Annotated in this window: 14 protein-coding genes and 3 tRNA genes; 7 read left to right on the top strand and 10 right to left on the bottom strand. The window is 73.0% G+C overall.

Going from position 1 to position 15248, the window contains the following annotated elements:
- Positions 1-39: 39 nt before the first annotated feature.
- The 5 genes from trpC to KUG39_RS14855 all read right to left on the bottom strand — a co-directional run bounded on the left by trpC (position 40) and on the right by KUG39_RS14855 (position 3634).
- On the bottom strand, positions 40-924 hold the full coding sequence (gene trpC, locus KUG39_RS14835; RefSeq protein ID WP_216916047.1) for an indole-3-glycerol phosphate synthase TrpC: 885 nt from the start codon (positions 922-924) through the stop codon (positions 40-42).
- A 1-nt stretch (position 925) separates the two neighbouring features.
- On the bottom strand, positions 926-2413 hold the full coding sequence (locus tag KUG39_RS14840) for a dihydrolipoyl dehydrogenase (protein ID WP_216916049.1): 1488 nt from the start codon (positions 2411-2413) through the stop codon (positions 926-928).
- Between the two features lie 21 nt (positions 2414-2434).
- Positions 2435-3259, bottom strand: a complete 825-nt coding sequence (locus tag KUG39_RS14845) for a TrmH family RNA methyltransferase (protein ID WP_216916092.1) — start codon at positions 3257-3259, stop codon at positions 2435-2437.
- 32 nt (positions 3260-3291) lie between these two features.
- Positions 3292-3582, bottom strand: a complete 291-nt coding sequence (locus KUG39_RS14850) for a DUF8653 family protein (RefSeq protein WP_502690426.1) — start codon at positions 3580-3582, stop codon at positions 3292-3294.
- A tRNA-Leu gene (locus KUG39_RS14855) sits at positions 3551-3634 on the bottom strand. Before KUG39_RS14855 ends, KUG39_RS14850 begins: the two co-directional genes overlap by 32 nt.
- Before the next feature lie 178 nt (positions 3635-3812).
- Between KUG39_RS14855 and murA the strand changes: the two genes are divergently transcribed.
- The 5 genes from murA to KUG39_RS14880 all read left to right on the top strand — a co-directional run bounded on the left by murA (position 3813) and on the right by KUG39_RS14880 (position 8291).
- Positions 3813-5120, top strand: coding sequence for a UDP-N-acetylglucosamine 1-carboxyvinyltransferase (gene murA / locus KUG39_RS14860; RefSeq protein ID WP_198960101.1), 1308 nt, complete (start codon positions 3813-3815; stop codon positions 5118-5120).
- Positions 5121-5132: 12 nt separating this feature from the next.
- A tRNA-Leu gene (locus KUG39_RS14865) sits at positions 5133-5214 on the top strand.
- A complete protein-coding gene (locus KUG39_RS14870; protein WP_502988654.1) occupies positions 5190-6404 on the top strand; it encodes an aspartate aminotransferase family protein in 1215 nt (404 codons plus the stop codon). The genes KUG39_RS14865 and KUG39_RS14870 overlap by 25 nt, the downstream gene beginning before the upstream one ends.
- Positions 6405-6417: 13 nt before the next feature.
- Complete coding sequence (locus tag KUG39_RS14875) at positions 6418-7746, top strand: bifunctional folylpolyglutamate synthase/dihydrofolate synthase (RefSeq protein WP_216916053.1); 1329 nt, start codon at positions 6418-6420, stop codon at positions 7744-7746.
- Positions 7743-8291 carry a pentapeptide repeat-containing protein gene (locus KUG39_RS14880; protein ID WP_216916056.1) on the top strand — a complete coding sequence of 183 codons (549 nt, stop codon included), beginning with the start codon at positions 7743-7745 and terminating at the stop codon, positions 8289-8291. Before KUG39_RS14875 ends, KUG39_RS14880 begins: the two co-directional genes overlap by 4 nt.
- A 19-nt stretch (positions 8292-8310) precedes the next feature.
- Here the strand turns inward: KUG39_RS14880 and KUG39_RS14885 are convergent, their stop codons facing one another.
- From KUG39_RS14885 to KUG39_RS14895, 3 genes are read right to left on the bottom strand one after another with little or no spacing between them, the layout of a single operon-like run.
- On the bottom strand, positions 8311-9711 hold the full coding sequence (locus KUG39_RS14885) for an FAD-binding oxidoreductase (RefSeq protein ID WP_216916059.1): 1401 nt from the start codon (positions 9709-9711) through the stop codon (positions 8311-8313).
- Positions 9704-10978: an amidohydrolase family protein gene (locus tag KUG39_RS14890; RefSeq protein ID WP_216916062.1), complete on the bottom strand. Its 1275-nt coding sequence runs from the start codon at positions 10976-10978 to the stop codon at positions 9704-9706. The genes KUG39_RS14885 and KUG39_RS14890 overlap by 8 nt, the downstream gene beginning before the upstream one ends.
- 56 nt (positions 10979-11034) lie before the next feature.
- Positions 11035-11529, bottom strand: a complete 495-nt coding sequence (locus KUG39_RS14895; protein WP_286191068.1) for a DUF4359 domain-containing protein — start codon at positions 11527-11529, stop codon at positions 11035-11037.
- Here KUG39_RS14895 and KUG39_RS14900 point away from each other — a divergent pair.
- Positions 11516-11588 (top strand) — tRNA-His (locus KUG39_RS14900). The genes KUG39_RS14895 and KUG39_RS14900 overlap by 14 nt on opposite strands.
- Before the next feature lie 2 nt (positions 11589-11590).
- Here the strand turns inward: KUG39_RS14900 and KUG39_RS14905 are convergent.
- Positions 11591-12682, bottom strand: coding sequence for an N-acetyltransferase DgcN family protein (locus KUG39_RS14905; protein WP_216916065.1), 1092 nt, complete (start codon positions 12680-12682; stop codon positions 11591-11593).
- Positions 12669-13748, bottom strand: a complete 1080-nt coding sequence (locus KUG39_RS14910) for a dipeptide epimerase (protein ID WP_216916067.1) — start codon at positions 13746-13748, stop codon at positions 12669-12671. The genes KUG39_RS14905 and KUG39_RS14910 overlap by 14 nt, the downstream gene beginning before the upstream one ends.
- 79 nt (positions 13749-13827) lie before the next feature.
- Here KUG39_RS14910 and miaB point away from each other — a divergent pair, with 79 nt between their 5' ends.
- On the top strand, positions 13828-15237 hold the full coding sequence (gene miaB, locus KUG39_RS14915; protein WP_216916070.1) for a tRNA (N6-isopentenyl adenosine(37)-C2)-methylthiotransferase MiaB: 1410 nt from the start codon (positions 13828-13830) through the stop codon (positions 15235-15237).
- The last annotated feature ends 11 nt before the right edge of the window (positions 15238-15248 follow it).

Raw genomic sequence — 15248 nt, forward strand, 5'->3', positions numbered from 1 at the left:
CCCCCCCCCCCCCCCCCCCCCCCCGCGACCTCGGGGGCCTCAGCCCCCGATCAGGGTCTCCAGGGCCGCCGTCACGTCGTCCTGGCGCATCAGCGCTTCCCCCACCAGCACCGCATCGGCGCCGGCGCCGACGGCCCGATCCAGGTCCCCCCGGTTGAACAGGCCCGATTCACTCACCAGCAGGGCACCGCGGGCACGCACCTGCTCGCCGAAGCGTTCCATCAGTTGTTCGGTGGTGGCCAGATCCACCGTGAAGCTGGCCAGATCGCGGTTGTTGATGCCGATCAGGTTCACACCCTCCAGCTGCAGCACCCGCTCCATCTCGGCCGCGTCGTGCACCTCCACCAGCACCGCCAGCCCCAGGCCCCGGGCCACCTTGAGCAGATAGGCCAGATCCTGGTCGGTGAGGATCGCCGCGATCAGCAGGGCCGCATCGGCCCCGGCGGCCCGGGCCTGGAACAGCTGGTAGGGCGTGAGGATGAAGTCCTTGCAGAGCAGGGGAAGCTCCACCGCCTCCCGCACCGCCACCAGCACCTCGAAGCCCCCCTGGAAGAAGCGCTTGTCGGTGAGCACCGACAGGCAGCTGGCGCCGCCGTCCCGGTAGCCCCGGGCGATGGCGACGGGGTCGAAGTCCTCCCGGATCACCCCCTTGCTGGGGCTGGCCTTCTTGATCTCGGCAATCACCGCCGGTTTGCGGCAGCTGGCCCGCAGGGCCGCCAGAAAATCCCTGGTGGGGGGCAGGTCGGCCACCTGCTGCTTGAGGGACTCCAGGCTCACCCGGTCCCGGGCGGCCGTCACTTCCCTGTCCTTTTCCCAGACGATCTCCTCGAGGATGTGGCGGGGGCTCTCCTCGGGATGGGGGGTGCCGAATTCCAGGTGGGCCACCCGCACCGAGGGGTTGGGGGGCCGGCGACGGATCTCCATCTCAGGCACCCACCGCCGTGGCCAGGCTGGCGGCGGCCTGCTTGTAGGCCACTTCCACCACCTCGCTCAGCGTGGGGTGGGTGTGTACCTCGCTGGCCAGCTGCCGCACCCCCTGGCGCCGGGCCACCGCGTTGGCGATCTCCTGGATCAGGTCGGCAGCATGGAGGCCGTAGATGTGGGCCCCCAGCACCTCGCCGGTGTCCTTGCGGAACAGCAGCTTCAGCAGGCCGTCGCTCTCCAGTTCGGCCAGGGCCTTGGAGTTGGCCTTGAAATAGCTGCGCACAGCTCCCAGCTCAAAGCCCTCGGCGGCGGCCAGCTCCTTGGCGTCGGCTTCCGACAGCCCCACCGAGCTGATCTCCGGGTGGGTGAAGGTGGCGGCGGGGATCGACCGGTAATCGATGCGGCGGGCGTGGCCGAGGATGTTCTCGATCGCCACCGTGCCCTGGGCGGCGGCGGTGTGGGCCAGCATCATTTTTCCGGTCACATCACCGACGGCCCACAGGTGGGGCACCGGCGCGCCATTCGCCAGCACCCGCAGGCCATCGTCGACGGGGATGAAGCCCCGGTTGGTCTCCACCCCCATGCTGGCCAGGTTGAGGTCCTTGCTCACCGGCACCCGGCCGGTGGCCACCAGCACCGCATCCACCTCCAGGGTCTCCACCGGTTCGCGGGTGGCCATGTCCACCAGTTCGATCTTCACCGGGCAGCCGGGGGTGATCTTGCTGGCCAGCACGCCGGAGCGGGCGTCGATGTCGCGGCCGTCGATCAGATGGCGGGCGGCGATCTTGGCGATGTCCGGATCAAAGGTGGGCATCACCCGGTCGAGGGCCTCGATCATCGTGACCTCACAGCCCAGGGCGGTGTAGACGTCGGCGAATTCCAGGCCGATGTAGCCGCTGCCGATGATGGTGATCCAGCGGGGCAGCCACTCCAGGTTGATGGCCTCATCGCTGGTGAACACGGTGCGGCCGTCGGTCTCGATGCCGGGCGGAACGAAGGGGTCGGAGCCGGTGGCGATGATCACCTCCCGGGCCGCATACACCCGCTCCACGCCGCTGGCCTCGCGGACCGCCACCCGCTGGGGCCCGTCGAGGCGTCCCTTGCCCCGCAGGATCGTGGCGCCGGCCCGCTCCAGGGTCTTGGTGAGGTTGGTGCGGATCGTGGCCACCAGCTGGGCGGCGTGGTCGGCGATCTTCTGGCGCTCGAAGCGCACCGGCGCCGCATGGATGCCGAACCCCTTGAGGTGCTCGGCGTCGCCGAGCTCCCGCACCCGGCCGCTGGCCGCCAGCAGGGCCTTGGAGGGAACGCAGCCCCGGTTGACGCAGGTGCCGCCCATGTCGCGGGATTCCACGATCGCCACCTTCAGGCCGTGGTCGGCGCCGTGCTTGGCCGCATCGAAACCGCCATAACCGGCACCGATCACGATCACGTCGAAATCGAACCCGGAGGGAGGGGAGGCGGGTGCTGCGGTCACCGGACGGGGCTGCATGGGTAGCGGCATTCTCCCCTGTCAGGCCCCGGGCCGGCCGTGGGCCTGGCGGGGGCGCTCCAGCAGCAGCAAAGCGGCCGCGGCCGCCACATTCAGCGACTCCACCGCCGGGCTGTGGGGGATCGTCACCCGCCGGTCGGCCAGCTCGGCCAGCTCCGGGGCCAGCCCCGCCCCCTCGTTGCCCAGCAGCAGGGCCGTGGGGCGGCACCAGTCCAGCTCCCAGTAGGGCTGAGCGGCGTCAGCCGCCTCGGGCACCACCGCCGCCACCAGCTGCATGCCCCGCTCCCGGGCCGCGGCCAGGCGGCCGGGCAGGTCGCTGGCCGCCATCCGCTCGATCGGCAGGGCCAGGGCCGCGCCGCTGGAGGCGCGCAGCACCTTGGGCTGCAGCGGGTCGGCCCCCTCCGCCAGCCACACCTGCTCCACCCCCGCCGCCAGCGCCGTGCGCAGCAGGGTGCCCAGGTTGCCCGGATCCTGGAGCCGGTCGAGGACCAGGAGGAAATCGGGCGGCGTTGCCGCCGGGGCGGGCAGGTCGTCGGCCTCCAGGGTCAGCAGCACCCCGTCGGGGTGGCCGGTGGTGGCGGCGGCGGCCAGAACCTCGGGGCTGGCGATCCGCAGCCGGCCCGGATCCGGCAACCGCTCCAGCAGCGAGTCATGGCGCTCCAGCCAGTCGGTCGTGGCCAGCAGCTGCCGAGGCCGCAGACCCAGCCCCAGGGCCTCCTGCAGAAGATGGGTCCCCTCAAGCAGGATCAGCCCCTGCTCCTTGCGGCCGCTGGGCCGGTGCAGGCGCCGCAGGGCCTGGACGAGGGGATTGCGGACACTGCGGATCGGCTCGCTGCCCGGCTGCAGCCCGCGCTGATCAGGGGAGGGACCCGGGGATGTCAGATCGTCTTGCGGCGCCGGAGCTTGAGGTGATCGTGGATGACCAGGTCGTCGTCGCTGAGGTCGAGCCCCTTGAAGGCCGCCACCTCACCACGGATGCCCTCCGCCTTGAGGTTCGCCACCAGGCGATCGATCACGATGTCCTCCACCTTGTTCTGGTCGTACTCGTCCGGGGTCAGACGCTCCAGAAACCTGCCGATGTTCGCGGCGACGACGTCGGAGGCGTTGGTGATCTTGAGGACAATCATAAAATAATGATGCGGATGGGGAGACTTGAACTCCCACGACATTGCTGCCACTAGTACCTGAAACTAGCGCGTCTACCAATTCCGCCACATCCGCGGGCGTTTAGCCGCCACGGAAGCCGCGGCGCTGAACGGAGCATAAATCATCACCGGCGACCCACCCCTCCGGACCCTGGCGGCAAGCGGGTGGCAAGACAGTTTGAGCGGCGACCCCCTAGACGACGGGATCATTCGTTGTCAAGATGCCCCCGAAATTGATACCAGGACTCCTGTCCATGACCGTATCCCCCATGCCTGTCAAGGCCATCGCCGGCACCAGGCTGGAGATCAGTGGTGGACGGCGTCTGGAAGGGGAAATCAGGGTCAGCGGCGCCAAGAATTCAGCCCTGGTGCTGATGGCCGCCTGCCTGCTCACCGAGGACGCGCTGCGGCTCAGCAACGTGCCTCCCCTGACCGACATCACGGCCATGGGCGAGATCCTCTCCGCCCTCGGGGTGCGGGTGCAGCGCGGTGGCGACGCGATCGTCCTCCACGGCGACCACATCACCACCGCCGCCCCGCCCTATGAGCTGGTCAACAGCCTGCGGGCCAGCTTCTTCTGCATCGGCCCCCTCCTGGCCCGCATGGGGATGGCCCAGGTGCCCCTGCCCGGCGGCTGCCAGATCGGCACCCGGCCCGTGGTGGAGCACGTCAAGGGGCTCAAGGCCCTCGGCGCCCAGGTCACCATCGAGCACGGTGTGGTCACCGCCGTGGTGCCGGGCCGCCAGCGCCGCCTCACCGGCGGCCACATCCACCTCGACTGCCCCAGCGTCGGCGCCACCGAGACCCTGATGATGGCGGCCGCCCTCGCCGACGGCGAAACGGTCATCGACAACGCCGCCCAGGAGCCGGAGGTGATCGACCTGGCCCGGCTGCTGCTGGCCATGGGGGCCAAGGTGCGCGGCGCCGGCACCCCCACCATCACCATCGTCGGGGTGGACCGTCTGCACGGGGCCGACTACGCCGTCATCCCCGACCGCATCGAGGCGGGCACCTTCCTGCTGGCGGGCGCCATCACCCGCTCCCGGCTGCGGGTGTTCCCCGCCCTGCCCGAGCACCTCGGTGCCGTGATCACCAAGCTCGAGGAGGCTGGCTGCCGCATCGAGGCCGACGGCCAGGGCCTGATCCTCACGGCCAGCAAGGTGCGGGCCGTGGATCTGCGCACCCAGCCCTTCCCCGGCTTCCCCACCGACCTGCAGGCCCCGTTCATGGCCCTGCTGGCCACCGCCGAAGGCACCAGCATGGTGGTCGAGAACATCTTCGAGAACCGTCTCCAGCACGTGGCCGAGCTGCAGCGCATGGGCGCCTCGATCCGCATGCAGGGCAACACCGCCTGCGTCGAGGGGGTGGCCCGGCTCAGCGGCGCCCCGGTCCACGGCACCGACCTGCGCGCCTCCGCCGCCATGGTGCTCGCCGGCCTTGCCGCCGACGGCATCACCACCGTGCGGGGCCTGGAATACCTCGACCGGGGCTACGCCGATCTGGAGGGCAAGCTCAACGCCGCAGGCGCCTCGATCCGCAGGCTGCCCACCCCCGCCGCCTAGAGTCCTCCCTTCGGGAGCGTGCCGGAATTGGTAGACGGACTCGACTCAAAATCGAGCGCCTTCGGGCATGTGGGTTCGAGTCCCACCGCTCCCATCCAGCCGGTGATGGACACCTACGGGCGCTATCCCCTGTCTCTGACGCGGGGCCGTGGCGTCTGGCTCTGGGATGACCAGGGACGGCGCTATCTCGACATGGTGGCCGGCATCGCCGTCTGCACCCTGGGCCACAGCGATCCGGTGCTGCAGCGGCGGCTCTGCCGGCAGCTGGGCCGTCTCCAGCACGTCTCCAACCTCTACCGGATTCCGGAGCAGGAGGCCCTGGCCGCGGCCATCACCGCCCGCAGCTGCACCGACCGGGTCTTCTTCTGCAATTCCGGCGCCGAGGCCAACGAGGCCGCCATCAAGCTGGCCCGCAAGCACGGCCACCAGGTGCGCGGCATCGCCGATCCGCTGATCCTTACCGCCGAGGCCAGCTTCCACGGCCGCACCCTGGCGGCGGTGACCGCCACGGGCCAGCCCAAGTACCACCAGGGCTTCGAGCCCATGGTGTCGGGCTTCCGCTACTTCCCTTACAACGACACGGCCGCCTTCGAAGCGCTGCTCGCCTCCTGTGAAGCCGAGGGGCCCCGGGTGGCGGCCGTGCTGCTCGAACCGATCCAGGGCGAGGGCGGCGTCAACCCCGGCGATCCGGCCTTCTTCCGGCGGGTGCGGGAGCTCTGCGATGCCCACCGCATCCTGCTCATCTTCGACGAGGTGCAGATCGGTGTCGGCCGCAGCGGCCGCTGGTGGGGCTACGAACAGCTCGGGGTCGAGCCCGATGCCCTGACCATGGCCAAGGGCCTGGGTGGCGGCATCCCCATCGGCGCCCTGGCGGTGAAGGCCGCGGCCGACCACTTTCGCCCCGGCGACCACGCCAGCACCTTCGGCGGCAACCCCTTCGCCTGCCGCGCCGGCCTCACGGTGATCGAGGAGATCGAACGCCGGGGACTGCTGGAGAAGGTGAGCGCCAACGGAGCCCTGCTCCAGTCCCTGCTCCAGGAGCTGGTGACCCGCCACCCCGAGCGGCTGGCCGGCGAGCGCGGCTGGGGTCTGCTGCGGGGCCTGGTGCTGCGCGAGGGCGGGCCCACGGCTGCGGAAATCGTCAAAGCAGCCATGGCCGAAGGCCTGCTGCTGGTGCCGGCCGGGCCCGGGGTGGTCCGGTTCGTGCCGCCGCTGGTGGTCAAGCCCCGCCAGCTGCGCAAGGCGGTGAAGCGCCTGGAGAAGGCTCTCCACAGCCTGGCCTGATCCGTTCCTGTCCGTGCCGTCCCCGCTGCCCCCCCCGGTCGACCTGGGCGACCTGCTTGAACCCTTCGCCCGCCGCGGCGTCGACCTGGGCCTGGAGCGGCTGGCCGGCGCCCTGGCCGGCGGGGGCCACCCGGAGCGGCGCTTCGCCGCCGCCCAGGTGGCCGGCACCAACGGCAAGGGCTCGATCTGCACCTTCCTGCACGCGATCCTGCGGGCCGCCGGCGTGCACGTCGGCACCTACCGCTCCCCCCACCTGGTGAGCTGGTGCGAGCGCATCCAGGTGGATGACGCCTGGATCACGCCCACCACCCTGCGGGACGACCTGGCCCGCTGGCAGCCCCTGGCACGCCAGCACCGGCTCACCCCCTTCGAGCTGATCACGGCCACGGCCTTCGAGCACTTCGCCCGCGAGCGGGTGGATCTGGCGGTGCTGGAGGTGGGCCTGGGGGGACGGCTGGATGCCACCACCGTCCACCCGCGCCGACCGGTGATCGGCTTCGGGGCCATCGGCCTCGACCACCGCGAGCACCTGGGCGACACCCTGGCCGCCATCGCCGCCGAGAAGGCCGCCGTGATGGGCGCGGACTGCCGGGCCTTCAGCTGCGCCCAGGAGCCCGAGGCCCGCCGGGTGCTGGAGGCTGAAGCGCTGCGTTGCGGCGCCAGCCTGCAGTGGCTCGAACCCCTGCCCGCCGTGGCCGACGGCGGGCCCCGCCTGGGCCTGGCGGGGGACCTGCAGCGCCACAACGGCGCCGTGGCGGTGGCCATGGCCCGGGCCCTGACCGCCCCTGGCGGGCCCCTGGCCGGGACGCCCCTGGACGCGGCGACGATCCGCGCCGGCCTGGAAGCGGCCCGCTGGCCCGGGCGGATGGAGCGGCACCGCTGGCGGGGCCGCGAGCTGCTGATCGACGGGGCCCACAATCCCCCGGCGGCGGCGACCCTGCGCCGCGAGCTCGACCGGCTCGACGGGGGCGAAAACGGAGGTGTCGAGGGGGGCAGGCCGCGCCGCTGGCTGCTGGGCATCCAGCGCCACAAGGAGGGGGCGGTGATGCTGGAGCAGCTGTTGCGCCCCGGCGATCGGGCGGCGGTGGTGGCGGTGCCGGAGCACGCCAGCTGGACCCTGGAGGAGCTGGCCGCCGCCTGTCCGGGGAAGGCCGATCAGCTCGAACCGGCCGGCAGCCTGGCCGCCGGACTGGACAGCCTGCTGCCAGGCGGGCCGCTGCCGGTGGTGGCCGGTTCCCTGTTCCTGCTGGGGGCCGTGCTGCCCCTGTTCGATGCCCCCGAGGCTGACGAAGTCCCCGGGGCGGGCCAGCCTGGAGGGGTCCCCGGCAGCCACGGTCCATGACGACGGCCATCGGATCCGATGCCCCCCGGCCCGCGGGCAGCCCCCATCGGCGGGGCCTGCAGCTGGCGGGCCCGCTGCTGGTCCTGCTGCTGGGTCTGCTGCTGCTGGCCCCCTCCGGCGCCCTGGCCGACTTCCAGGACCGGGTCGACTACACCCTCACCAACCAGAGCGGCAAGGACTTCAGCGGCCAGCAGCTGGCCGGCAGCTCCTTCGCCGGGGCCACGGCCCGCCAGGCCCGCTTCAGGGACGCGGATCTGCATGGGGCGATCCTCACCCAGGCCGCCTTTCCGGAGGCCGATTTCCACGGCGCCGACCTCAGCGACGCCCTGATGGACAAGGTGGACATGAGCGGCACCGACCTCACCGGCGCGGTGCTGCGCGGAGCCATCGCCTCCGGCAGCAACTTCACCGGCGCCACGGTCACCGATGCGGACTTCACCGATGCCCTGCTCGACCGGGTGGACCAGCGCAACCTCTGCCGGGAGGCCCGGGGCACCAACCCGGTGACCGGCGCCGACACCCGCCTGAGCCTGGACTGCACCTGAGACCGCCGCCGGGGCGCCCCTAGCCCGTCCAGCCGCGCAGCTTGCCGGGGTTCATCAGTCCGGCCGGGTCGAAGGCGGCCTTGGCCGCCACCTGATCGGCATCCACCACCCCCAGCCCGCCATCCTCGACGGTGATCACGTGGGGATCGAAGGGCACCGCCCCCAGCGCGCGGCACTGGGCGACGAGCTCGGCCAGGGCCTCGGGTCCCTGCCAGCGCACCAGGGGCAGGGCCGTCAGCCGGGGCGCCCCCATGTGGCGCACGCCCTCCAGGTGCCAGAGCACGTCGGTGCCCCAGCGCTCGCGCACGGCCTCCAGCAGGGGCGCCTCCGGCCGGGGCAGCAGCAGCTGCAGGTAGGTCCAGCCCGGCGCCTGGGCCCGCCAGTGCAGGGTGGTGTGGTTCCAGGTGAGTTCCCCCAGGGGCAGGCCCCGCCCCCGCCCCGGCTCGGGCCGGCGGCCCTGCCAGAGGATCCGGCCACCCCGGGCCGCCAGCCAGCCGGGCAGGGGCTCCAGGCTGTCGGGGGCCGCATGCAGCAGCAGCCGGTGCTCGCCGGAACCGGCGGCGGGGCAGCCGGCGGGCCAGGGCATGGCCGCCGCCACCGGGGCCTCCAGCAGGCAGAGGGCGTTGAGCAGCAGGCCGGTGGTGGGTAGAAGCCGGGAGGCCTCCAGGGCCTCCTCCCAGCGGTCGAACCCCACCACCACCTGCTCCCAGGCCACCGCTTCGGTGGTGGCCATCCGCAGGGCGGTGATGATGCCGTTGGTGCCGTAGGCGTGGTTGAGGGGAGCACTGGCGGCGGCGTCGAGCCGCAGCAGCCGCGGCTCGGCTTCCAGCGTCACCACCTCCAACCCCAGCAGGTGGCCCGGATCGCGCAGGAAGCCCCAGCGCAGGGACCCCAGGCCACCCGATCCGCCGGCGATGAAGCCCCCGAGGGTGGCGCTGCGGTAGGTGCTGGGCGCCATCCGCAGGGCCCGGCCGTGGGCCATCAGCTGGCCATCCAGATGGGCCAGGGTGCAGCCGGACTCCGCCTCGATCACGCCGCTGTCCGGGTCCACCGATCGCAGCCGGTTGAGGCCCCCCATGTCGAGCACCAGGCCCCCGGCCAGGGGCACGCACTGGCCGTAGTTGCCGGTGCCGGCGCCCCGCACGGTCAGCGGCACCCGGTGGCGGGCACAGGCTCCGGCCACCGCCATCACCTGCTCCACGCGCTCCACCTTCACCGCCAGCTGGGCACGGAGGCCCTTGAGCAGCGGCTCCAGCACGGGGGAATAGTCGTGGAAGTCGGCCGAGAGCCGCCCCAGCTCCGCAGGGGCGAGGATCGGCGTCAGGCCCAGCGGGCTGGCAGCCAGCTCGGCCGCCAGGGCCCGGATCCGTTCCGGATCGGCCAGGGCGGGGAGCGGTCCCGGGAAAGGGGCGTCAGGCATGGCAGGCAGCCAGGGGGGGGGAGGGTTCCTCGCAGGGGGGCGGGTCCAGCCAGCGGCCGGCCCGCAGCACCCGCCGCCGGGGGGGGCGGGCCAGCAGCTCGGTCCAGGAGGTGGCCCCCAGCACGAGGAGATCGGCCGGGGCGCCCTCCCGCAGAACCCCGTCCCACTCCAGGCCCAGCAGGTGGGCCGCAGCCGTGCTGAAAGGGCTGAGCCCGAGGCGGCGCCAGGGCATCAGGTGGCTGGCGGCCAGGCTAAAACGCAGCAGGGCGATGGGATCGAAATCCCCCCCCGGAAACCAGGGGTCCTGGACATTGTCGGCCCCCACGGCCACGGTCACCCCGGCCTCCTGAAGCTGGCGGACCGGGGCCTGGGGCCGCAGGGACGGGGTGCGGCGGTGGTGCTTGCCCAGCAGCCAGAGATTGGTGGTGGGCAGGGCCACCACCCCCACCGCCGCGTCCGCCATCGCCTCCGCCAGGCGGCGGCAGGGGCGGTCGGCCAGCAGGCCCATGCTGCTGGCGTGGCTGCAGGTGAGGGGCACGTTGATGCGGTGCCGCAGCAGCAGCTCGCTCACCAGGGCCACGCCGCGGCCATGCTCCTCAGCGCTCTCGTCGACGTGCAGATCCACCCCGCAGCCGAGGCGCTCCGCCAGCCGCAGCAGGGCCAGCAGGCCGGCGCGGTCGGCCGGGGTGGAGCGGAAGGGGGCGCCGAGCACCCCCCCCAGAAGGCCGCCGCGGGCGGCGACCCAGGCGGCGAACGCCTCCCCTTCGGCCGTGCGCCAATGGCCCACCGGCACCAGCGCCACCAGTTGCAGCTCCACCCGGCCGCGCCAGTGGTCGCGCAGTTCCAGCAGCACCTCCCAGCTGGGGGTGGCCCAGGGGCCGAGGCTGTCGATGTGGCTGCGGATCGCCCGCAGGCCGTAGCGCCAGGCACGCTCCAGGGCCCGCTCCCCCCGCCGGCGCACCGCCTCCGCCTGGCGGTCGGCCGCCTCCCGGCCGTTCGCCGCCATGGCGCCCGCCATGGTGCCCTCGGGATTGGGGAACGCCTCGCCGCTGAAAGCCTTGTCGAGGTGCGCGTGGGGCTCCACCAACGGCGTGAGCGCCAGGGGCGCAGGCGCGCCGCCCTCCCCATCGCCGCCGCAGCCAGGGGCCAGCCCGTGGATGGCCCGGATCCGTCCGTCGCCATGCTCCAGCCGCACCGTCACCAGCCCCTGGTCATCCGCGGCCGGCAGGGGGGCAAAGGGGTCGAGCAGGAGCCTGGGGATCCGCATCGGTGGCAAGTGGCCGGGCGGAAGGGGCCGATGGCCGGGCGGAGGGGCCGCCCCGCTCACGGCATCGGGCTCCCCGGCGCGCTCTCGCCGGCGCTGAGCAGCACGAAATGGCCGGCCACCCCCAGGGTGACGGCGTCGTAACGGGGAATGCTCCAGTTGGGCAGCACCTTCTCGCCGCCCAGGCGGGTGCCGTAGATGCTCAGCAGGCCGAAGTTGTAGCGGCGTGAGTTCTCCCGGGCCAGGCGACCCAGCACCTTGCGCTGGGATCGCACCAGCTCCGGACAGTTCTGGATCAGCAACCGGGCCAGCAGCGGCAGCCCATCGTTGCGGCACAGCTCCTCGCTGGCCAGTTCGGTGAGCTTCTCGGCGGCGAATTCCTCGAAGGCCGCCGGGCCGGGATTGGTGACGGCAAGGCCGATCAGCCCCCCCGCGGCGGCGGTGAGGCCCAGGAGGCCGGAGACGGTGCGGGTGGCGGTGGTCGGCGGTGGCAAGAGGTGGGGGCCGGCAGGCTCGCTTGATACATTGGCAAAGACCGCGGCGGGCGTCGCCAAGTGGTTAAGGCAGTGGCTTGTGGCGCCACCATTCGGGGGTTCGAGTCCCCTCGCTCGCCCTTCAGGCCCGGCGCTTCGGCGTCGGGCTTCTTTCTTGGCTGAGCAGCAGCTCCAGCAGGGCCTCTCCGCCCTGCCGCACCGGATCGAGGCAGGGCAGACCCGTCTCGCTGGCCGTGGCGGCCAGCGCCGCCGCCGCCGAGGCCGCGTCGAGGTGGGCGGTGTTCAGGGCGATGGCCACCACCTTGGGGGGCGGAGCGGATCCCGCCGGCCGGCCGAGGGCCGCCAGCGCCTCGACGGCGGCGATCACCTGGGGCAGGGGGGGGAGGGGGCAATCCGCCAGCCGCTGGATCGTGCGCTGACCGGCGCGGTGCACCAGCAGCAGATCGGTGGGCTGGCTGCCGCGGATCAGGGGCAGGGTGGCGCTCGAGCCCGGGTGGCAGAGGGAGCCCTGCCCCTCGACCAGCACCAGGGTGTCCGGGCCGGCGTCCGCAGCGGCGGCCAGCACCGCGGCCTCCACGGCGCCGGCCGCGTAATCGATGCGCACGGCATCGAGGGCCACCCCCCCGCCGCTGATCAGGATGCCGGCCTGGCCGGTGCCGACGAAGCGGGCATCGCCGCCACGGCGCCGGGCGGCGGCCAGCAGCTCCAGGCAGGCGCTCATCTTGCCCACCGACATGTCGGTGCCCACCGCCAGCAGCCGGCGGCCCGGCAGCGCCGCGGCACGGCCGCCGCCAACGCTCAGGCCGGGGGGCTCCCGGCGCAGATCCCAGATCCAGCGCCCCGGCCGCACCAGGGCCGCCAGCGACGGATCGTCGGCCAGGCGGCTGTGCAGACCGCTGGCCAGCGACAGCCCCGCCTCCAGGGCGGCCGCCACGTCGGGGCCCATGGCCGGCGGCAGCCGGCCGCCGGAGGGGGCCAGCCCCACCACCGCCACCTCCGGAGCGAAGGGGAGGGCCTCCGCCAGGGACCCCACCACCGGCACGGCCCGCCCGATGCCGGTGACCGCCCGCAGGTCGGCCCCGGGGTGGTCCGGATCCACCACCGCCACGATCGGGCCCTGGCGGTAGCGCAGCATCGCCAGGCCCGTCTTGCCGCTGAGGTTGTCCAGGCCCCCGTGCTGCAGCAGCACGATCGGGACGTCAGAGCCGAGCATGGAGCACCCCCAGGCCGGGGGCCGTGCCCGGCCGCAGCCGGTCCCCCTCCAGGGCGGGGCCGCTGAAGGGGTCGTCCACCAGGTTCAGGTGGCTGTCGAGGTCCGGCCAGCGCACCAGGGGCAGCAGCTGGGCGGCGGCCCCGTTGAGCAGGGCGCTGTCGGAGTAGCAGCCGAGCATCACCCCGAGGCCCAGGCGCCCCGCGGCCCTGGCCATCAGCAGGGCCTCCGCCAGCCCGCCGCTCTTGAGCAGCTTGATGTTCACTCCATCGACGTAGGGGGCGAGCCGCACCAGGTCGGCCAGGTTCCAGCAGCTCTCGTCGGCCACCAGGGCGATGGGGCAGTCGAGCTCCAGGGCGGCAAAGGCAGCGCAATCGGCCTCCGGATCCTCGAGGGGGGCCAGGGGCTGTTCGACCAGCGCCACGCCCTGGGCGTCGAGCCAGCCCAGCATCGGCCGGGCCTGCTCCAGGCTCCAGCCGCCGTTGGCATCCACCTGCAGCTCGCCGGTCAACCCATGGCTCTGGTGGCGCCGCTCCAGGGCCTGGGCCACCGCCTGCACCAGGGCCCGGTCGTGGTCGAGGCCCTCCGGACTGCCGAGCTTGAGCTTGATGCGGCTGGCGGGCAGCTGCTGCCACCAGCGCTCCAGCCGCTCCAGCACCGCCGCCTCGCTGCCCAGCCCCAGGGTCACGCTGGTGGGGACGATGGCGCCGTCATCGAGGCCCCAGAGCCGCCACAGGGGCTGGCCCAGCCGCTGCCCCCACCAGTCGTGCAGGGCCAGATCGACGGCGCAGCGGGCCGGGGGCGACAGCGTCTCCAGCAGCGGGTCGAGGGCCTGGAACGGCTCCGGGTCGACGCTCTCGAGGGCCGGCAGGACGGCCTCCAGCTCGGCGGCCAGGTCGTCGGTGCGGTAAGCCCTGTGGCCGGTGTCGAAGCCGCCGGTCTCGCCGCGGCCGGTGATGCCGTCGTGCTCGAGTTCCAGCAGCAGGTGCTCGACGGCGGCGGTGGTGCCGCGGCTGATGGCCAGGGGCACCGCCTTGGTGAGGGGAAAGCGGCTCAGGCGGCAGCGCATGCCAGAAAGGGGCCGGGAGGTTCACGCTGCCACAGCCGCCGCGCTGACGCCGGCAGGGCGATAGCGGAAACTGGATCCCATGACAGCCACCGTTTCCGGCCCGCAGGCCGAGCAGGCGCCGTCGGCACGGCGCGGCAGCTACTGGATCACCACCTTCGGCTGCCAGATGAACAAGGCGGATTCCGAGCGCATGGCCGGCATCCTCGAAGCCATGGGCTACAGCCCCGGCAGCGACGAGCACAGCGCCGATCTGGTGCTCTACAACACCTGCACGATCCGGGACAACGCCGAGCAGAAGGTCTACAGCTACCTGGGGCGGCAGGCCCAGCGCAAACGGGCCAACCCCGGCCTCACCCTGGTGGTGGCCGGCTGCGTGGCCCAGCAGGAGGGGGAGTCCCTGCTGCGGCGGGTGCCGGAGCTGGACCTGGTGATGGGTCCCCAGCACGCCAACCGGCTCGAGGCCCTGCTCACCCGGGTGGAGAGCGGCCAGCAGGTGGTGGCCACCGACGAGCACCACATCCTCGAGGACATCACCACCGCGCGGCGGGACAGCGCCGTTTGCGCCTGGGTGAACGTCATCTACGGCTGCAACGAGCACTGCACCTACTGCGTGGTGCCCTCCGTGCGCGGCCGGGAGCAGTCCCGCCTGCCCGAGGCAATCCGCCTGGAGATGGAGGGACTGGCGGCCCAGGGCTACCGGGAGGTCACCCTGCTGGGCCAGAACATCGACGCCTACGGCCGCGACCTGCCCGGCATCACCGCCGAGGGCCGGCGGGCCCACACCCTCACCGACCTGCTGCGGGCGGTGCACGACGTACGGGGCCTCGAGCGCATCCGCTTCGCCACCAGCCACCCCCGGTACTTCACCGACCGGCTGATCGACGCCTGCGCCGACCTGCCCAAGGTGTGCGAGCACTTCCACATCCCCTTCCAGAGCGGTGACGACGACGTGCTGCGGGCCATGGCCCGGGGCTACACCGTGGAGCGCTACCGGCGGATCATCGAGCGCATCCGCCAGCGCCTCCCCGACGCGGCCATCAGCGCCGACGTGATCGTGGCCTTCCCCGGCGAAACCGACGCCCAGTTCCGCCGCACCCTGGCGCTGATCGAATCGATCGGCTTCGACCAGGTCAACACCGCCGCCTACTCGCCGCGGCCCGGCACCCCGGCGGCCGACTGGCCCGACCAGCTGCCGGAGGCGGTGAAGGTGGAACGGCTCCAGGAGCTCAACGCCCTGGTGGAGAGGGTGGCCGCGGAGCGCAGCGCCCGCTACCTGGGGCGGCGGGAACAGGTGCTGGCCGAGGGGGTCAACCCCCGCGATCCGGTTCAGCTGATGGGCCGCACCCGCACCAACCGCCTCACCTTCTTCGCCGCCGACCCCGGCGATGGCCGCCCCTTCGCCCCCGGGGACCTGGTCGACGTGGAGATCGAGACGGTGCGGCCGTTCAGCCTCAGCGGCCGGCCCCTGGGCCGGAGCGGCATTCGCTGATACGTTTGGCC

Origin of the sequence: Synechococcus sp. CCAP 1479/10, assembly GCF_019038515.1 — a bacterium.
GTDB lineage: Bacteria > Cyanobacteriota > Cyanobacteriia > PCC-6307 > Cyanobiaceae > Cyanobium.

Bases quoted from the DNA above. Each gene is read 5' to 3' on its own strand.
- KUG39_RS14880 (WP_216916056.1), top strand. From the start codon at position 7,743: ATGACGACGGCCATCGGATCCGATGCCCCCCGGCCCGCGGGCAGCCCC.
- murA (WP_198960101.1), top strand. From the start codon at position 3,813: ATGACCGTATCCCCCATGCCTGTCAAGGCCATCGCCGGCACCAGGCTG.
- KUG39_RS14885 (WP_216916059.1), bottom strand. From the start codon at position 9,711: ATGCCTGACGCCCCTTTCCCGGGACCGCTCCCCGCCCTGGCCGATCCG.
- KUG39_RS14890 (WP_216916062.1), bottom strand. From the start codon at position 10,978: ATGCGGATCCCCAGGCTCCTGCTCGACCCCTTTGCCCCCCTGCCGGCC.
- miaB (WP_216916070.1), top strand. From the start codon at position 13,828: ATGACAGCCACCGTTTCCGGCCCGCAGGCCGAGCAGGCGCCGTCGGCA.
- KUG39_RS14910 (WP_216916067.1), bottom strand. From the start codon at position 13,748: ATGCGCTGCCGCCTGAGCCGCTTTCCCCTCACCAAGGCGGTGCCCCTG.
- KUG39_RS14905 (WP_216916065.1), bottom strand. From the start codon at position 12,682: ATGCTCGGCTCTGACGTCCCGATCGTGCTGCTGCAGCACGGGGGCCTG.
- trpC (WP_216916047.1), bottom strand. From the start codon at position 924: ATGGAGATCCGTCGCCGGCCCCCCAACCCCTCGGTGCGGGTGGCCCAC.
- KUG39_RS14840 (WP_216916049.1), bottom strand. From the start codon at position 2,413: ATGCAGCCCCGTCCGGTGACCGCAGCACCCGCCTCCCCTCCCTCCGGG.
- KUG39_RS14850 (WP_502690426.1), bottom strand. From the start codon at position 3,582: ATGTCGTGGGAGTTCAAGTCTCCCCATCCGCATCATTATTTTATGATT.